Annotated in this window: 17 protein-coding genes; 10 read left to right on the top strand and 7 right to left on the bottom strand. The window is 64.1% G+C overall.

Going from position 1 to position 17,754, the window contains the following annotated elements:
- Window positions 1–179: 179 nt before the first annotated feature.
- Window positions 180–998, top strand: a complete 819-nt coding sequence (locus A3AS_RS0132800; protein WP_026202609.1) for an aldo/keto reductase — start codon at window positions 180–182, stop codon at window positions 996–998.
- A 178-nt stretch (window positions 999–1,176) separates the two neighbouring features.
- On the opposite strand, the gene A3AS_RS0132795 is transcribed toward A3AS_RS0132800, so the two are convergent.
- Window positions 1,177–1,413: a hypothetical protein gene (locus tag A3AS_RS0132795; RefSeq protein ID WP_026202608.1), complete on the bottom strand. Its 237-nt coding sequence runs from the start codon at window positions 1,411–1,413 to the stop codon at window positions 1,177–1,179.
- A 95-nt stretch (window positions 1,414–1,508) separates the two neighbouring features.
- Complete coding sequence (locus A3AS_RS0132790; protein ID WP_026202607.1) at window positions 1,509–1,961, bottom strand: hypothetical protein; 453 nt, start codon at window positions 1,959–1,961, stop codon at window positions 1,509–1,511.
- A gap of 158 nt (window positions 1,962–2,119) precedes the next feature.
- Here A3AS_RS0132790 and A3AS_RS0132785 point away from each other — a divergent pair, with 158 nt between their 5' ends.
- Together A3AS_RS0132785 and hpaD are read left to right on the top strand one after the other, a co-directional pair.
- Entirely contained in the window at window positions 2,120–2,392 is a 273-nt protein-coding gene (locus tag A3AS_RS0132785; protein ID WP_026202606.1) for a helix-turn-helix domain-containing protein, read from the top strand.
- Between the two features lie 18 nt (window positions 2,393–2,410).
- Window positions 2,411–3,265, top strand: coding sequence for a 3,4-dihydroxyphenylacetate 2,3-dioxygenase (gene hpaD, locus A3AS_RS0132780; protein WP_026202605.1), 855 nt, complete (start codon window positions 2,411–2,413; stop codon window positions 3,263–3,265).
- A gap of 352 nt (window positions 3,266–3,617) precedes the next feature.
- Here hpaD and A3AS_RS0132775 read toward each other — a convergent pair whose 3' ends face one another.
- Both A3AS_RS0132775 and A3AS_RS0132770 read right to left on the bottom strand, forming a co-directional pair.
- Window positions 3,618–4,853 carry a PLP-dependent aminotransferase family protein gene (locus tag A3AS_RS0132775; protein WP_018321716.1) on the bottom strand — a complete coding sequence of 412 codons (1,236 nt, stop codon included), beginning with the start codon at window positions 4,851–4,853 and terminating at the stop codon, window positions 3,618–3,620.
- 88 nt (window positions 4,854–4,941) lie between these two features.
- The gene (locus A3AS_RS0132770) at window positions 4,942–5,469 is read right to left on the bottom strand and encodes a DUF3124 domain-containing protein (protein WP_026202604.1); all 528 of its coding nucleotides are present in this window, start codon (window positions 5,467–5,469) and stop codon (window positions 4,942–4,944) included.
- A gap of 67 nt (window positions 5,470–5,536) precedes the next feature.
- On the opposite strand from A3AS_RS0132770, the gene A3AS_RS0132765 reads away from it, so the two are divergent.
- The 4 genes from A3AS_RS0132765 (at window position 5,537) to A3AS_RS0132750 (ending at window position 10,932) form a co-directional block, all read left to right on the top strand.
- Window positions 5,537–7,267, top strand: coding sequence for a cation:proton antiporter (locus A3AS_RS0132765; protein WP_018321714.1), 1,731 nt, complete (start codon window positions 5,537–5,539; stop codon window positions 7,265–7,267).
- A gap of 177 nt (window positions 7,268–7,444) precedes the next feature.
- Entirely contained in the window at window positions 7,445–8,521 is a 1,077-nt protein-coding gene (ribB, locus tag A3AS_RS0132760) for a 3,4-dihydroxy-2-butanone-4-phosphate synthase (protein WP_018321713.1), read from the top strand.
- A gap of 127 nt (window positions 8,522–8,648) precedes the next feature.
- Window positions 8,649–9,863 (top strand): acyl-CoA dehydrogenase, encoded by a 1,215-nt coding sequence (locus tag A3AS_RS0132755; RefSeq protein WP_018321712.1) that lies wholly within the window; start codon window positions 8,649–8,651, stop codon window positions 9,861–9,863.
- Between the two features lie 151 nt (window positions 9,864–10,014).
- Window positions 10,015–10,932, top strand: a complete 918-nt coding sequence (locus A3AS_RS0132750) for an MBL fold metallo-hydrolase (protein WP_018321711.1) — start codon at window positions 10,015–10,017, stop codon at window positions 10,930–10,932.
- 62 nt (window positions 10,933–10,994) lie between these two features.
- Here the strand turns inward: A3AS_RS0132750 and A3AS_RS0132745 are convergent, their stop codons facing one another.
- Together A3AS_RS0132745 and A3AS_RS0132740 are read right to left on the bottom strand one after the other, a co-directional pair.
- Window positions 10,995–11,849: a DUF1499 domain-containing protein gene (locus A3AS_RS0132745; RefSeq protein ID WP_018321710.1), complete on the bottom strand. Its 855-nt coding sequence runs from the start codon at window positions 11,847–11,849 to the stop codon at window positions 10,995–10,997.
- 287 nt (window positions 11,850–12,136) lie between these two features.
- Window positions 12,137–13,765, bottom strand: coding sequence for a fatty-acid--CoA ligase (locus A3AS_RS0132740; protein ID WP_018321709.1), 1,629 nt, complete (start codon window positions 13,763–13,765; stop codon window positions 12,137–12,139).
- Between the two features lie 65 nt (window positions 13,766–13,830).
- On the opposite strand from A3AS_RS0132740, the gene A3AS_RS0132735 reads away from it, so the two are divergent.
- Window positions 13,831–14,964 carry an extensin family protein gene (locus A3AS_RS0132735; protein ID WP_018321708.1) on the top strand — a complete coding sequence of 378 codons (1,134 nt, stop codon included), beginning with the start codon at window positions 13,831–13,833 and terminating at the stop codon, window positions 14,962–14,964.
- A 36-nt stretch (window positions 14,965–15,000) separates the two neighbouring features.
- Here the strand turns inward: A3AS_RS0132735 and A3AS_RS0132730 are convergent, their stop codons facing one another.
- Entirely contained in the window at window positions 15,001–15,687 is a 687-nt protein-coding gene (locus tag A3AS_RS0132730; protein ID WP_018321707.1) for a L,D-transpeptidase, read from the bottom strand.
- 337 nt (window positions 15,688–16,024) lie between these two features.
- Between A3AS_RS0132730 and A3AS_RS0132720 the strand changes: the two genes are divergently transcribed.
- Complete coding sequence (locus A3AS_RS0132720; RefSeq protein WP_018321705.1) at window positions 16,025–17,002, top strand: magnesium transporter CorA family protein; 978 nt, start codon at window positions 16,025–16,027, stop codon at window positions 17,000–17,002.
- A gap of 204 nt (window positions 17,003–17,206) precedes the next feature.
- Window positions 17,207–17,425, top strand: coding sequence for a hypothetical protein (locus tag A3AS_RS45890; protein WP_038972668.1), 219 nt, complete (start codon window positions 17,207–17,209; stop codon window positions 17,423–17,425).
- Window positions 17,426–17,754: the final 329 nt, after the last annotated feature.

Here is a 17,754-nt window from a genome sequence, read left to right as displayed (position 1 = left end):
CGGATCCGGCCATGACGAAGGATAGGCATGGCGCGCCGCTAACCCGATCTTGATTGGCCGCGCTGCCCATGCCGGGCTATGCTGCTCGCTCCCGCCATCTCTTTTCCATCACCGAAGAGTCCGCCCACGCGGCAACGCCGCGTGCTTCCAGCGGGTTGAACGACGTCAGGAGCCTGTTCATGGACAATCTGAAGACCCAGGGCATCAGCATGCCCAAGCTCGGCCTCGGCACCTTCCGCCTGCAGGGCGATGCCTGCCGCGCCGCGGTCGAGAGCGCGCTGTCGATCGGCTATCGCCACATCGACACCGCCGAGATGTACGCCAACGAAGAACCCATCGGCGCTGCCCTTGCCGCGGCTCGCCTTCCGCGCGGCGAGCTGCACGTCACGACCAAGGTCTGGCATGAGAACCTCAGCCCCGACGCGATCCGGCGGGCCTTCGATGCCAGCCTGAACAAGCTCAGGCTCGATCATGTCGATCTCTATCTCGTGCACTGGCCGTCGAAGGCTGCGAACTGGGGTGCGGTGTTCGAGACACTGATGAAGCTGAAGCAGGAGGGGCGCACGCGGGCGATTGGCGTTGCCAATTTTACCACGGCACTGCTCAAGACCGTGGTCGAGGACATCAGGGCGCCGATCGCCTGCAACCAGATCGAATATCACGCCATGCTCGATCAATCGAAGGTGCTGGCCTATCTCGCCGCGAAGTCGATCCCGCTGGTGGCCTATTGCCCGCTCGCGCAAGGCCGCATCGCTTCGGAGCCGGTGCTGGCGGAGATCGGCGCCAGGCACAACGCGACCGCCGCGCAGGTGGCGCTGAAATGGCTGCTCGATCAGGACGGCGTCGCCGCGATTCCGAAGGCCTCGCGCCGGGAGAGCCAGCAGGCCAATCTCGATGCGCTGAAGATCACGCTCGACGATGCCGACCGCAACAAGATCGCGGCGCTGCCGAAGGACCGCCGCTGCGTCAATCCGGGCTTTGCGCCGGCTTGGGATTAGCTTCGTTTCAAACGCGCATGGCAGGCTCGTAGGGTGGGCAAAGGCGCACTTGCGCCGTGCCCACCACCTCTCAATCACTATGGAAGCGGTGGGCACGCTTCGCTTTGCCCACCCTACAAGACTGACGACACGCAAAAGAAATGGCCCCGTGAGGGGCCATTTCCATATGCGCACTGCATTAGTCCCAGTGATGGTGACGATGGCTGCGCTTGATCACCACGACCTTGTCGCGATGGTGGCCGCGATGCCAGCCGTAGTCGCGATGGCCGCGGAATTCGGCGCGAGCGCCGTACGGCCCGTGATGATGGTGGTGGTAGCCGCCGCGCTTGATCACCACCGTCTCCGCGCTCGCCAGCGTCGGCGCCGCGATCACGAGCGCACCCAGGGCCGCAACCACATAACCAAGCTTCTTCATGATGTCCTCCTCCAATCGAATGCAAATCTAAACCGCGCATTCGCGCGAACGTTCCGGAGGAAACGCGGGAGAATTCTGAACAGCTGTTCAGGTGACTAATCGCAGCGTTGCTGCGCCGGCGTCGGCGCGCCTGTCGCGACGTACTTGCCGTCCCTGATCGTGTACTCGCCGCGCTCGCTGCGATTGTAGATCGCGCGCAGGCTGCCATCCTTCGCCAGCAGCAGCCCGAACTCACGCGCCTGGTGCAGCGAGGGGAAGTACACCATCACATTAAGCAGGCCCTCGGCGCCGAGGGTGGCCGACACCACCTCGTTCTCGTCATTGGCCTCGCCGAAATTGCGCCGGTACATCACCCGGCCGTCCTTCCGGATTTCGTAAGTCAGGAGCGCGCCCTTGTCACGGTCGGGCCGGACGGCGCAATCGACCGCCCACGAGCCGAGAAGGCCCCATTGCTCGACCGTCGCGGTCAACGTCTCGGCACCTGCCGTGGAGGTGATCGCCGCCCACAGCATCGCAGCCGCGATCCAGCGGCTCAAACAACGCGTCATGTCCTGAAGAAACCCCGCCTCGAAGAATTCCAAGTGTAGCATCCCGCCCGCTTCCGTCCATGGCTGCGGCCGATCGCTCGCGAATTTGATCCGCGTCAATGAGGCCGGTCTTTTCCGGAGTAGGATGGCGTTTCCCGAAGGCGAACCTGGATAGACCAATGCTGAATCAAGTCATGGATTTTGCGGGCGAAGTGCTGCCGGGGAGCTGTGCCGTGCCGCCCTATTCCGAGACCGCGTTTCTGACCGAGCTGGGCGATCGCTTGAGGTCCTCGCGCATGCGCTGCGACCTGTCGCGCCGCGAGCTGGCCCGCCGTTCCGGGATTTCCGAGCGCTATATCGCCCAGATCGAAGCCGGCAAGGGCAACGTCTCGATCGTCCTCTTGCTGCGGCTGGCCTCCGCGATCCACGGCAGCCAGCCACAGGCGGCCTGACGCTTCGAGGTGACCGCCATGGGGCAACTCGTATTCGCGGCCAAGGTTACCCACGTTCCATCGCTGATGCTGTCGGAGCTATCAGGCAGCCCGTTACGCGACGCGCGCAAAGCCGCCGTCGATTCGCTGCGCGAGCTCGGCCGGCGGGCGAAAGAGCGCGGCGTCACCTGCTTCGTGGTGTTCGACACCCACTGGCTCTCCAATTTCGGCTACCACATCAATGCCAATGCGCTGCATTGCGGCTCGTTCACGAGCCACGAGGCGCCGCATATGATCCAGGATCTGCGCTACGATTTGCCGGGTGACACGCGCCTGGCCGCAGCCATCGCCGATAGGGCCGGGGACGCCGGCCTGAACGTGATTGCCCATCAGGTGGCCAGCCTCGGGCTCGAATACGGCACCGTCGTGCCGATGCACTACCTGAACCGGGACGGCTTCGCGAAGGTCGTCTCGGTCGCCTCGCCGCTCTTCACCTCATTCGAGGAGAGCCGGATCCTCGGTGAAGCGACCCGCCGTGCGATCGATGAATCCGGTGAACGGGTCGCCATCCTCGCCAGCGGTTCGCTCTCGCACCGGCTCTGGCCGAACAAGAAGCTGGGCCCCGAGGCGTGGACCTCGGTCGCCAGCGAGTTCAACCGTCAGGTCGATTTGCGCGTGCTCGAGCTGTGGCAGAGCCGCCGCTACCGCGAATTCCTCGACATGCTTCCGGATTACGCCACCAAGTGCAACGGCGAAGGCGGCATGGCCGACACGATCATGCTGTTCGCCGCGCTCGGCTGGTACGACTATCGCGGCGCCGCCGAGCAGCTCTGCGACTATTTTCCGTCCTCCGGGAGCGGCCAGGTCAACGTGGAGTTTCACGTCGAGGCGTGAGGCCATCTCAGCGCCGCTCATACGGTTCGAAGCTTCCATCGCGGCCTACTGACCAAGCTTCCGAATTGGATGGGAAGTACCGGACCATGGTGACGATCTGATCTCCATTCGAGCGATTCTTCCAAAGAAATCCATAGGTCCGTTCTGGCGATCTGATTCTTTGTGGCCCTTCAAACTGGTCGGGAGCGATCCCGCGTCTTTCACACTCTTGTCGAAAGGCAAGCCGAGCTTCTTCACGAGCGCTCGCTTCAGTGCGCGTTGCGAAGTCCAGCAGTTCAGAGGCGGCGACCACGAGACCGAGCGCGACACAGATTCCGAGTATCCATCGCGCGATTCGTGCCACACGTCTCATCTACGCCTTCGCCCTCTCGACATTGGCACTCCGGGCCGGCACGCCGAATTCCTTGCGGCAGACTTCGGCCAGCACGGCGACGCCCTCGCGGATTTGCTGATGCGTCGGACTTGCAAAGCACAGTCTCAGCCGTGAGGCGGAATGGCCCTTGCTAGTCGACCATTCCGGTCCCGGATTGATCGAGACCCCGGCGGCGAGTGCGGCCTGATAGAGTTTCAGCGTATCGACCTGGTCGGGCAGCTTGACCCAGAGGAAGATGCCGCCCTTCGGCTCTTCGAATTCCGCTGCCGTGCCGAACTGCTCGTTCAGCGCCTCCATCAGCGTGTCGAGCTTGGTGCGCAGCGCCTTGGTCAGCGCCGGCACATGGCTTGCGAAATGCGGCTTGCAATAGGCGGCGAGCACCATCTGCTCCAGCGCGCCGGAGCCGGCATCGGTCTTCAGCGCCAGCATCCGCGACATCACCGCCCAGGGCGCCACGATGAAGCCGACGCGCAGCGCCGGCGCGATCGATTTCGAGAACGAGCCGATATGGATCACGCCGCCGTTTGGGCTCATCGCATGGATCGCCGGCGGCCGCTGCCCCGACCAGACGAGGTCGGCATAGCAATCGTCTTCGAAGATCGGCACGCCATACTCGGTCGCGAGCCGTACCAGCTCAGTGCGGCGGCTCTCGGGCATGATGCTGCCGGTCGGATTCTGCACCGTCGGAATCGTGTAGATGTATTTGGGACGGATGCCGCGGCTCTTCAGGTCGGCCAGCGTCGAAGCCAGCAGGTCCATCCGCATGCCGTCCTTGTCGAGGGGGACGCCGACCACGTTGACACCGAGTCGCGCCAGGCGGGTCAGGGAGCCCTGATAGCTGTCCTGCTCGAAGATCACGGTATCGCCGCGGGTCAGCAGCGTCGCGTTGACGAGGTCGAGCGCTTGCAGCGAGCCGGAGACGATCAGGAGATCGTCGACGGTGCAGTTGATGCCGGCATCGCGCTTGAGCTTCGTCACCAGGAATTCGCGCAAGGGAAGGTAGCCCTGCGGCCCATGCGCCAGCCCGTAGGTCGCGAGCGACCGGCCTTCGCGCTGTAAAGCTGAGGTGGTCGCCTCGATCAGGCCCTCGAGCGGCAGTTGCTCGGAATCGTTGTTGCCGCCGACGAAACTGTACTTGGCAAGGCCCGTCCAGCGCGCAGAAGGGGCCGGCAGCCCTGCCGGAAACAGGGGTGCGAAATCGAAGCTGGACGTCATGGGGGTGTTCCTCGTTTTGTTCTTGTTGAGCCAGCCGGTGTTGCGCCGGCCAGCCTTACTTCTTGCCAGCCGTCCGGGTCGGACGGACTCACTTCTTTGTGGCCGTCCTGGTCGGACGGCCCTGGCTGATGAAAGCGTAATGCGCATTGGCGACGCCGCCAACCATCAGCGCCTCGACGACGGGCTCGGCGATCTCGCCCGTCGCAGCCCAGTCGACCAGGAAATTGGCCCCGGTCCCGCCACGCACGTCGTCGGTCGGAATGAAGATCGAGACGGTGGCAAGTGGCCTCAAGGCCACGGGCGCCTTCAGATAACTCTCGACCTGCTTGCCTGCGGTGTCGAAATAGGCGATGCGTTTGATCACCAGTGCTTGCGTCTCGGAGGCGTTGTGAACACTCAAGGTCACCGAGAAGTCGACGCGCAGCTTGCCCTGGCTCATTGCGACGCTGGAATAGGCAGGCACGTAGAATCCACCGGAGATTGCGAGTTCCTCCTTCGGCAGCGCGGCGAGGGAATCGGCAAAGTTCTGTTCAATATTGACCTTGGATTGTGCGGCGGCGGGCACGGCAAAGGCGAGGGGGCATAACAGCATTGCTGCGAACAGCCCTTTTCGCATGTGACGAATTGCTCGCTTGCCGCGCCGCAACCCGTCTCTAGGGTGCGGCAAAACGGACCAATTTGGCATGCACGAGCTCATTCGCGACATCACTCTCTGTATTCTGTTTGCCTGGATGCTGGGCCTTCTCGCCCATTTCTCCCGGCAGCCGCTCATTCTGGCCTATCTTATCGCCGGCTTTTGCATAGGTCCATTCGGCGCCGGCTGGGTCCATTCGCAGGAATCGATCGGCGTCATCTCCGAGCTCGGCCTGATCTTCATGCTGTTCATGATCGGGCTAGAGATCGACCTGAAGAAGATCGTGCGGGCCGGAAAGGTGATCCTGTTCGCGGCAGGGGGCCAGCTCCTCGGCGGCTGCCTGCTCGGGGTGCTGTTCTTCGTCGGCATCGGCCTGTCGCTCGGCGGCGGGCAGTTCGATGCGGTCTATCTCTGCGTCGCCTGCGCGCTGTCGAGCACCGTCATCATCGTCAAGGTGCTCTACGAGAAGCGCGAGCTCGACACGCTGCCAGGGCGCATCACGCTCGGCGTGCTGGTGCTGCAGGACATCTTCGCCATCCTGTTCCTGGCGGTGCAGCCGAGCCTTGCCAATCTGCAAGCCAGCGTCATCCTGCTCTCGATCGGCCGTGTCGCGGTGCTGGTCGCCGCAGCTCTGCTGATCAGCCGCTACGTGCTGCCGCGGCTGTTCCACCAGATCGCCCGGCGGCCCGAGCTGATCCTGCTCGGCGCGCTGGCCTGGTGCTTTCTCGTCGCCGAGACCGCCGAGCGGCTGTCGCTGTCGCGCGAGATGGGCGCCCTGATCGCCGGCGTCTCGCTCTCGACCTTTCCCTACGCGCTCGACGTCACCGCCAAGGTCACCACGCTGCGCGACTTCTTCATCACGCTGTTCTTCGTCGCGCTTGGCATGACCATTCCCGTGCCCGGCCTCTCCGTGATCGGGCTGGCGCTGATGATCGCGGCTTTCACGGTGGTGAGCCGCCTCGTCACCACCTTCACGCCGCTCTATCTGATGAAGCAGGGCTTGCGCGCCAGCCTGTTGCCGGCGCTGAACCTCGCGCAGATCTCCGAGTTCTCGCTGGTGGTGATCCAGACCGGCGTTGCCGATCACCATATCGCAGCGCAGACGGCGAATGCCGCCTCCTTCGCCTTCGTGGTGCTCGCGGTGCTCTCGACCTTCGCGATGAGCCGCAGCGACGAGATCACCCGCTGGGCCATCGGCCCCCTGAAGCGGATCGGCCTGCGCGATCTCGACCACGGCAACGGCCATGCCGAGGAGGGGCACGAGGGCGGCCATGGCGAGGCCCGCCGTATCGTCATCCTCGGCTTTTTCCGTGCGGCGAGCGCGCTGCTGGCCGAGATCGAACGGCAGGCGCCGGTGCTGCTCGAGCAGATCACCGTGGTCGATTTCAACCCCAATGTGTACCAGACGTTGCTGTCGCGCGGCCTGCACGTGATCTATGGCGACATCAGCAGCGCGGATACGCTGCTCCATGCCGGCGTCGGCAAGTCCGAGATGATCATCCTCAGCGTGCCGGATTCGCTGCTGAAGGGCGCCAGCAACGAGAAGCTGGTCCGCCACGTCCGAGCGCTCAATCCCACCGCCCTGATCGTGGCCACGGCCGATCTCCTGTCGGACGTGGACGAGCTCTATGCGGCCGGCGCCAGCTACGTCACCGTGACCCGCCTCAGCGACGCTCATGAGCTGTTTACCGTGATCGAGGCCGCGCAGGCCGGCCTGCTGACCGACAAGCGCGCCGAGCTCGACCAGCGGCTCGGCGAGCGCCGCGAAGTGCTGCCCTGACGCGGGGACCGGCCGTCTTCCTTCCCGGCATTCCGCGCCTATATCCCTGGTATCTTCGGTGCAAGCCTGCCCACCTTGGCAGGCCTGCCGTCAGGCATATGCGGTTGCGTCCAGGACACTAGCGCCCCGGCCCAAGTCCGGCTAAGCCTCCCGCCCATAACCGATAGAGATTGGGACATGCCCGATAGCGTCCAGGAAGTCTTGCAGGCCTTTGCCCGGGGTGAGCTCGTGGTCGTCACCGACGACGAGGACCGTGAGGGCGAGGGCGATCTGATCGTCGCCGCCTCGCTCTGCACCGCCGAGAAGATGGCGTTCATCATCCGCCATACGTCAGGCATCGTCTGCGCGCCGGTGACCACCGAGGACGCGCGCCGCCTGCGGCTCGATCCGATGGTGGCCCACAACGATTCCGCGCACACCACCGCCTTCACGGTGTCGATCGACTACAAGCCCGATGGCGGCACCGGCATCTCCGCCGAGGAGCGCGCCTCCTGCTGCCGCGCGCTGTCCAATCCCAATGTCGGCGCCAATGATTTCGCCCGGCCCGGCCACATCTTCCCGCTGATCGCCAAGGATGGCGGCGTGCTGCTGCGCTCGGGCCATACCGAGGCCGCCGTCGATCTGTGCAAGCTCTCCGGCCTGCCGCCGGTCGGCGTCATCAGCGAATTGATGAACGACGACGGCAGCGTGATGAAGGGCGAGCAGGTCGCGCAGTTCGCGGCCAGGCACAAGCTCAAGCACGTCACCATCGCCGACATGATCGCCTACCGCCAGGCGCGCGAGAAGCTGATCGAGCGGGTCTCGACCTTCGTCACCGAAAGCCCGATCGGACCCTTGCAGGGCTATGCCTATCGTTCGCCGTTCGATTCCATCGCCCACGTCGCGTTCGTCTACAATGGCGTCGGTGACGGCAAGAACGTGCTGACGCGCTTCCACAAGCCGAACATCGTCAAGGACACCTTCACCGGCCACAAGCGCATGGCGGCCGTGCTCGAGCATTTCAAGAAATCAGGCCGCGGCGTCCTGGTTTACTTGCGCGACGGCGCGGCCGGTGTCCCCGTGTCCCCGTTGCCCGACGAGAGCGCGACCGAGGCCGACCGCAACCGCCAGTGGCGCGAGGTCGGCGTCGGCGCGCAGATCCTGCGCGATCTCGGCGTCACCTCGATCCGGCATCTCACCTCCTCGGTGCACGACTACAAGGGCCTGTCCGGCTTCGGCATCGAGATCGTTGCCAACGAGCAGCTCGAAACCTGACAACGGCATTTCCGGTTCGTCGGTGTTGCGCCCCGGAACGACCGAAACCAGGATGCAATTGCACTTGTTGCCGCTGCGCTTTACTTTGTCGGGCAAATTTTGACGGAACCAGACGAAAGGACGTTTCATGAGCGTGCGCCCTCAGGCCAAGGACAAGCCGGCTGCGGCTTCTTTCCAGTGGGACGATCCGTTCCTGCTCGACGAGCAGCTGACCGAAGACGAGCGCATGGTGCGCGACACCGCCCGCGCCTACGCCCAGGACAAGCTGCTGCCGCGCGTCTCCAAGGCCTATCTCGAAGAGAAGACCGACCGCGAGATCTTCAACGAGATGGGCGAGCTCGGCCTGATCGGCATCACGCTGCCGGAGGAATATGGCTGCGCCAATGCGAGCTACGTCGCCTATGGCCTCGTCGCGCGGGAGATCGAGCGGGTCGATTCCGGCTATCGCTCGATGAACTCGGTGCAGTCCTCGCTGGTGATGTACCCGATCTACGCCTATGGCGACGAGAACCAGCGCAAGAAGTACCTGCCGAAGCTCGCCAGCGGCGAGTGGGTCGGCTGCTTCGGCCTGACCGAGCCCGATGCCGGCTCCGATCCGGCCGGCATGAAGACCCGCGCCGAGAAGGTCGCGGACGGCTATCGCCTCACCGGCAGCAAGATGTGGATATCGAACGCGCCGATCGCCGACGTGTTCGTGGTCTGGGCCAAGTCGGCCGCGCATGACAACCAGATCCGCGGCTTCGTGCTGGAAAAGGGCATGAAGGGCCTGTCCGCGCCGAAGATTGGCGGCAAGCTCTCGCTTCGCGCCTCCATCACCGGTGAGGTCGTGATGGACGGCGTTGTGGTTCCGGAAGATGCCCTGCTGCCCAACGTCTCCGGTCTCAAGGGTCCGTTCGGCTGCCTCAACCGTGCCCGCTACGGCATCTCCTGGGGCGCGCTCGGCGCCGCCGAGGACTGCATGCACCGCGCGCGCCAGTACACGCTCGACCGCAAGCAGTTCGGCAAGCCGCTTGCCGCGACCCAGCTCGTGCAGAAAAAGCTCGCCGACATGGAGACCGAGATCGCGCTCGGCCTTCAGGGCTCGCTTCGCGTCGGCCGCCTGATGGACGAGGGCAAGTTCGCGCCCGAGATGATCTCGATCATGAAGCGCAACAATTGCGGCAAGGCCCTCGACATCGCCCGTGTCGCGCGCGACATGCACGGCGGCAACGGCATCTCGATCGAGTACCACGTGATGCGCCACGTCCATAACCTCGAGACGGTCAACACCTATGAGGGGACGCACGACGTCCACGCGCTGATCCTGGGGCGCGCCATCACGGGCATTCAGGCGTTTTTCTGAGCGGCTACGCGGTGAACGCGTGAGGCACGAGAACTCTCCAACTGCGTCATGGCCGGGCTTGTCCCGGCCATCCACGTCTTAAGCCACGCGAAGAACGTGAATGCCCGGCACAAGGCCGGGCATGACGAAGTCAGCAAGGAATGAGCAAGCCATGTCCGACAATGACGACGTCCCGTTCAACCGCAACTTTCCGCTGAAGCCGGGCGTCGTCGAGGAAGTCCGGCCCGGCGTGCGCCGCGTGCTCTGCAACAATCCGAGCCCGTTCACCTTCACCGGCACGGTCAGCTATATCGTTGGCAAGGGCAATGTCGCGATCATCGATCCCGGTCCGGACGATGCGGCGCATGCGGCTGCGCTGCTCGATGCCGTGCGCGGCGAGACGGTGAGCCATATCTTCGTCACCCACACCCATCGCGACCATTCGCCGAACACCGCGCGGATCAAGCAGGCGACCGGCGCGCCGGTTTATGCCGAGGGCCCGCACCGGGCCTCGCGCCCGCGTTTCGAGAGCGAGAAGCACAATCCGGAATCCGGCTCCGATCGCGACTTCGTACCCGACATCCGGATCGCGCATGGCGATGTCGTCGAGGGCGACGGCTGGCGGCTCGAGGCCGTTGCGACGCCCGGCCACACCGCCAATCATCTGGCATTCGCCTGGCCGGAGCGAAAGTTCAACTTCGTCGGCGATCACGTGATGGGCTGGTCCACCTCGATCGTGGCGCCGCCCGACGGCTCGATGATCGACTACATGGACTCGCTCGACCGGCTCGCCGCACGCGAGGAAGATCTCTATTTCTCCGGCCACGGCCCCGAGATCCCCGACGGCCAGCGCTTCGTGCGCTTCCTGATCCGGCACCGCAAGGCGCGCGAGGCCTCGATCCTGCACCGCCTCGCCAAGGGCGAGACCGACATCCCGACCATGGTCCGCGCGATCTATATCGGTATCGATCCCAGGCTGACGACGGCCGCCGGCTATTCCGTGCTGGCGCACCTGGAAGACTTGGTCGCCCGCGGGGTGGTGGCGACCGACGGCGATCCCGTGATCGGCGGGACGTATCGGATGACGTAGGGGCGAATAGCGAGTGGGGAGTAGCGTTCCATTCGCAATTCGCTACTCGCCATTCGCCAGTTTCATTTCTTCACCGTCTTTGCCGGCGCCTTCGGCGGCGCCACCGGGGTCTTCTTCACCGGCTTGAGCGCGTCGGCATCGGCGGCGGTGTTGAGATCGTCGATGAATTTCTTGACGCGCGCGGCATTGCTGCCGAGATCGCTGTCGAAATTGCGCGAGGCCGAGCGGATGTCGACGCGGGAATCATCGCCGTCCGGCACGAACCTTATCGAAATGTCCTCGCGAAACCCCATGATCGGCGTGCGCGCCACCGCCTCGATGCGGCCGATGCGGCGCGGCGGCTGCGGTGCGCGCTCGTCGATGATGATCCATTTGCGCTTGTTGACGAGCTGGAGCGCGATCGCATAGGCGCGGTCGACGGAGATCTCGAGCTCGACGGGCTCGATATCAGGGTAGAAGTGGCGCTGCTGCTCCGCCGAATAGAGGCCGGCATAGACGGCGGTGTTGGTGCCCTCGCCGGTGCGCAGGCGCGCCAGCGCGTCGAAACGCGGCGGATCGATCGGGTCGGTGGTGATGTCGTAGATCGCCGGCAGCTTGCGATATTGCAGGGCCAGATAGGCGGGATAGGCGAGGATCGCCCCGTCGATCAGCAAAGCGAGCAGGATGCGCGCCATGCCACGCGAGCCGTTCTGCCAGATCGCGGCAAAGCCGGCGAGCCCGAACAGGATCGACAGGCCTGATATCGCGAGCCCGCCGAAGAAGGTCGCAAGGGCCGGCTTCGGCTCCAGGAAATCGAAGCGGACGATGATGATCGAGACCACCACCGCCACCACCGCGAACACGGCCAGATTGCGCGCCCAGCTCGCGAGGCTGGACACGGGCTCCGACTGATAGGGAGCGGAAAACCTGCGGGCCATCGAGTGAGCTCTGCCGGGGTTGGCGATGCCGGCCAGTTCGGCGCGACGATGGGCCGTTGAGACCACGGCGCGGGGGCAAATTCAAGGGTCGATCACCCTCCCCTGGAGGGGGAGGGTCGATCGCGCGAAGCGCGAGCGGGGCGGGGTGACAGTCTTTCCCTTGAGGCGGTGCCCGTGTGGAGAGATCACCCCACCCCCGTCTCACGTTCCGCTTCGCTCCATGTGAGCCGACCCCCGGGCGAGCTCCGCTTCTCCCGGACCCTCCAGGGGAGGGTCGCACCGAGCCGCTACGCCGCCGCGTTCGGGAAGCGATAATCCCTAAACTGGTCGCGCAGCGCCGTCTTCAGGATCTTGCCGGTGGCCGTATGCGGAATGCCCTCGACGAAGGCGACGTCGTCGGGCATCCACCATTTGGCGATCTTGCCGTCCATGTATTTGAGGATGTCCTCGCGGGTGGCCTGCTGGCCCTGCTTGAGCTGCACGATCAGGAGCGGCCGCTCGTCCCATTTGGGGTGGAACACGCCGATCACGGCGGCTTCCGCCACGGCCGGATGGCCGACCGCGAGGTTTTCGAGGTCGATCGAGGAGATCCACTCGCCGCCGGACTTGATCACGTCCTTGGAGCGGTCGGTGATCCGCATGTAGCCGTCCTCGTCGATGGTCGAGACGTCGCCGGTGTCGAAGAAGCCGTCCTCGTCGAGGATGTCGGTGTCGACGCGGTAATAGGCCTTGGCGACGGCGGGGCCGGAGACCTTGAGGCGGCCGAAGGTCTTGCCGTCCCAGGGCAGCTCCTTGCCGGCATCGTCGGTGATCTTCATCTCGACCGCGAAGGGCGCGTAGCCCTGCATCTGCAGCACGTCGAGCCGCGCATCCCCGGTGGCGTTCTGGAACGGCGGCTTCAGTGCCGCGACGCTGCCGATCGGGCTCATTTCGGTCATGCCCCAGGCGTGACGCACGTTCGAGCCCATGTCGAGGAAGGCCTTGATCATCGAGCGCGGCATCGCCGAGCCGCCGCAGATCACCATCTTCAGGTCCGGCAGCTTGAGATTATTGGCGGTCATGTGCTGGAGCAGCATCAGCCACACCGTGGGCACGCCGGCGGTGTGCGTCACCTTCTCGGTCGAGAGCAGCTCGTAGACCGAGGCGCCGTCGAGCTTGGCGCCGGGCATGACCAGCTTGGTGCCCTGCGAAGGCGCGGAGAAGGCGATGCCCCAGCTGTTGGCATGGAACAGCGGAACCACCGGCAGCATCGTCTCGGACGCACTGGTGCCGAGCGCGTCGACATTGTTGGCCATTAGCGCGTGCAGCACGTTGGAGCGATGCGAATACAGCACACCCTTCGGGTCACCGGTCGTGCCCGACGTGTAGCACATCGCGGCTGCCGTGTTCTCGTCAAAGTCCTTCCATTTGAATTTGCCGTCGGCCTCCGCAATCCAGTCCTCGTAGGCGACCACATTCTTCAGCGTCGTCTGCGGCATGTGCGCCTTGTCGGTGAGCACGACGTAGCGTTCCACGCTGGTCAGCTTGTCGGCGATCTTCTCCAGGACCGGAACGAAGGTGATGTCGGTCATCACGATGCGGTCCTGCGCATGGTTGATGATCCAGGCAATCTGCTCGGGGAAAAGGCGGGGATTGACGGTATGGCAGATGGCGCCGATCCCCATGATGCCGTACCACACCTCGAGATGGCGCCAGGTGTTCCAGGCGATCGTCGCGACACGGTCGCCGAGCTTGATGCCGTCGCGCTCCAGCATCTGCGAGACCTTGAGCGCGCGCTTGTGGATCTCGGCGTAATTGGTGCGATGAATCGGTCCCTCGACCGAGCGGGTAACCACCTCCTGCTTGCCGTGAATTTTGGCGGCATGTTCGATGATCCGGTGGCAGAGCAGGGGCCAATCTTGCATCAAACCAAGCATTCCGACGTTCCTCCGAGAAGTCGCTGGGCGCGTTGTCGCTCTCAGCGTTGGGCCAAAGAATTGTCATGAGTTTTAGCCTGCCGGACTTTCGCCGCAAATGGTCTTGTCGCGGCTATATGTCCGCTGGCGTGGCAATGGTTACCGCTGCGCTCGGGCTGTCGCTCGTCCTCGCCGAGAGGGCAGAGGCGCGAAAATACACATCCCCGCTGGATATCTTCGGTATCGCCGCACCACGGCCGCGCCCCGCGGTTCATTCCGCCAGGATCCCGCTGCCGAGACCGCGCCCCGAGGAGGCGCCCAAGGCAACGGACAAGGCATCGGACAAGGCATCGGACGAGGCTCCGCCGGACGCGGACGGCAAGCCTTCGGCGGACAAGCCCGGCGCCGACAAGCCCGCCGAGGCTGCGGCACCAGCCCAGAAGCCGGTCTCGGCCTGTCGTCTTGCGCTGACCGAGGAAATCGCGATCGCGCCCTCGATTCCGGATATCCGCGGCCCCGGCGCCTGTGGCGGCGAGGATCTGGTGCGGCTGGAAGCCGTCGTTCTGCCGGACAAGCGCAAGGTGGCGGTCAAGCCGGCGGCGATCCTTCGCTGCACCATGGCGTCGGCGATCGCCGATTGGCTGCGCAAGGACATGGCGCCGCTGGCCACCAGCCTTGGCTCGACCATTGGCGAACTCGACAATTTCGACAGCTTCGAGTGCCGCGGCCGCAACCGCGTCGTCGGCGCGCTGCTGTCGGAGCACGGCAAGGCCAACGCCCTCGACGTCCGGGCCATCAAGCTGGCCAATGGGCAGTCGATCGGCCTCACCGACCGCAGCATGTCGCGCGAGGTGCGCGAGCGCGTGCTGCATTCGGTCTGCGCACGCTTTTCCACCGTGCTCGGCCCGGGCTCAGACTGGTACCACGAGGACCATATCCATCTCGACCTGGCGCAGCGGCGCAACGACTACCGGATCTGCCAGTGGAACGTCTGGGATCCCCTGCCGCAGGTCGCCCCGCTGCTGCCGGCGGAACGCCCCGAGGAGGCGCCACCGCGCGAGGTCGCGGCCAAGCCCGAGACCAAGCCCGAGGCCAAGCCCGAAGAAAAGGAAGGAACTGACGACGAGGCGGTGGAGAAGTCTCCGGCGCCTGCGAAAAAGCCGGCGGCCGATGCCAGCAAGTCCCAGCCGCGCAAGCCGGCAACAAAAAAGCGCCGGTGAAACCGGCGCTTTTGGATCTCAGGGATCAGCAGGCGATCAGTAGCTGCCCGCCTGGCCGGTCTGGCTGCCACCGAGCGCAAGCCGCGAATTGTAGGGCGAATCGCCGTGCTTCGGCTCGAGCACCACGACGAGGGTGCCGAGCTTGACGCGATCATAGAGATCGATCGCATCCTCGTTGGTCAGGCGGATGCAGCCAGACGAGATCGAGGCGCCGATATATTCCGGCTGGTTGGTGCCGTGGATGCGGAACAACGTGTCTTTCCCGCCGGAATAGAGGTAAATCGCGCGAGAGCCCATCGGATTGTCCGGGCCGGGTGCGACATAGGTCGGCACGCCCAGGCGCGAAATTTCGCCGGGGGTGGGGTGCCAGGCCGGCCACTCGGTCTTGCTGCCCACCTTGGCGATGCCCGACCAAGCCATGGCCTCTTCGCCAACGGTGATGCCGTAACGGATCGCCTTGCCGCCATCCAGCACGTAATAGAGATAGTGATTGTCGGAATCGACCACGATCGAGCCCGGCGATTCCTTGCGGTGGTATTGGACGATGGCGCGGCGGAACGGCTCGGCAACCGGGGTGTTCTCGTACCGAACTTTGGCGAGCAGTTCCTTGTCCTTCGGCTTGAAGGCTTTGGTGTCGGTCGCCTCGAAATGCGTGGCCTGCATGCAGCCCGACAGCATCAGGCCGGCGGCCAGAATTCCCAACTTAACTTTCAGCGACGACATGATTTGGTTCCAATCAAAACAATACCGTGCGGAAGGCCTGAGCCTACTGCCCAAGTTCCTCGACTCCGTTAATCGCATTATCGTTGAAATCTGCCACAATTCCAGCACTGAAGGCCTTATCCCGCGCTGCGAGACCCAAGCTGTGGCTTTTCTGCCGCAAGTTTTGCGGCCCCGTGAAGATTTTTGGGCCAAAGGGGGCCGGACTGTCGATTCCGTGCCACAGTTGAGCCATGGCCGCGCCACAAATGCAAACGCTCCATTAATGTGGTTGTCATCGTGAACTTGTCAGAATCGCGCTAAGGGCTGTCATTCTGCCGCAGGTTCTCTGGAGTCGTGCATGTTTTCGGTGTTTGTTCCCTCCGAGTCTGTCCTGAAGAAGGTTGTCATCGAAGATCTTGCCGCGGTGCCCGAAAGCGCGGTCTGGATCGACCTCGTCAACCCCACCGCGGCCGAGGACAAGGCAGTGGAGCGGCTCGCCGGCATCGCCATCCCGACCCGGGAGGACATGCAGGAGATCGAGATCTCCAGCCGCCTCTATATGGAGAACGGCGCGCGCTACATGACTGCGACGCTGATGTGCCACTCCGATACCGACATGCCCCGGACCACGGCGGTGACCTTCATCCTCGCCGACCACCGCCTTGTGACGGTGCGCTACGACCTGCCGAAGCCTTTCGCCCTGGTCGAGGCCAAACTGGCCCGCTCCTGCACGCCTTCCATCACCGGCGAGATGGTGCTGATGGAGCTGCTGGACGCCGTGATCGATCGCTGTGCCGACATTCTGGAGCGTTGCGGCACCGAGATCGATCAGGTCAGCCACGACATCTTCGAGCCCGAGAGCGAGCGCCACGGGCAGGCAAAGAGATATTCCCAGATCCTGATCTCGATCGGCCGCAAGGGCGATCTGACCTCGAAGGTTCGCGAGAGTCTGGTGTCGATCGGCCGCGTCGTGACGTTCCTGTCCGCGGTGGTCGAGGGCGTGAAATGGTCGAAGGACATGCGCGAGCAGCTCAAGACCATGCAGCGCGACGTTTCCTCGCTGACCGACCACGCCTCCTATCTCTCCAGCAAGATCACCTTCGTGCTCGACGCCATGCTCGGTGTGGTCAATCTCGAGCAGAACAACATCATCAAGCTGTTTTCGGTCATGGCTGTTGTCCTGATGCCGCCGACGCTGATCGCCTCGATCTACGGCATGAACTTCGAGGTGATGCCGGAACTGAAATGGGTCCACGGCTATCCGATGGCGCTGGTGATGATGCTGATCGCCGCGATCGTCCCGTATTGGATCTTCAAGTGGAAGAAGTGGCTCTGATCCCGTCGCGCTCGGAAAATAGCTACCGAGACCTTACGCCGGTCGCACAGACACGGTGAATCGTGTCGCAGAATAGATCGGGATTGAGGCCGCGCCGTGATGTGTGCGTCGTGCCGCAATTCCTCCGGTAAAATTTGAGCGGTGGGCTGAACGTTTGCGCGAAACTTGTCTGCGATAAGCAGTGCGTAGCCGCGAGGAACAACCATGGTTGAAAAACACATAACGTCGCCCCGCAACGTCATCGACCTGGCGAACTATCGTCAGGTCCTGGCGAGCGGCAAGGCGTCGTCGATGTCGGCACGCATGTGCCGGCACTGTGGTGCTCCGCTGCTCGACGGTGAGAACGACGACGACTGCTCGACCGCATTCAGCACGGCCGCTCCACGGCCGCGCGACAGGTCACGTCGGATTCGAATCGATTGAGGAACGGAAGGCGAGGGCGATCCAGGTCTTGCGGCGGCGTTGTCTGGATCGCCTTGCTTCCCTTCTGTTCAGGACAATCGGCTGTGACGTCCGATTGGCGGGTGCGTTAGAGACCGGCTGAACCCCCATCCAGCCAAAACGGGGCCTGTGTCGCGCTCTGTCAATCCGCCTCGCTAAAAATATTCCACTTTACCGAAATTCGGTTTCGGCGTATGTGTCGCGCATCCCGGCTCACCAAGAGGGGCGACGATGTGGTCGTCACTGTCGCGAGCCGGGCTTGCGGTGGACGCGGCAGCGTCGGCACGAGAGGCGCGGGCAGGGCGGGTTGT

Source organism: Bradyrhizobium sp. WSM2793, assembly GCF_000379585.1.
Classification (GTDB): domain Bacteria; phylum Pseudomonadota; class Alphaproteobacteria; order Rhizobiales; family Xanthobacteraceae; genus Bradyrhizobium.
This window is presented reverse-complemented; position numbering and strand designations above follow the sequence as displayed.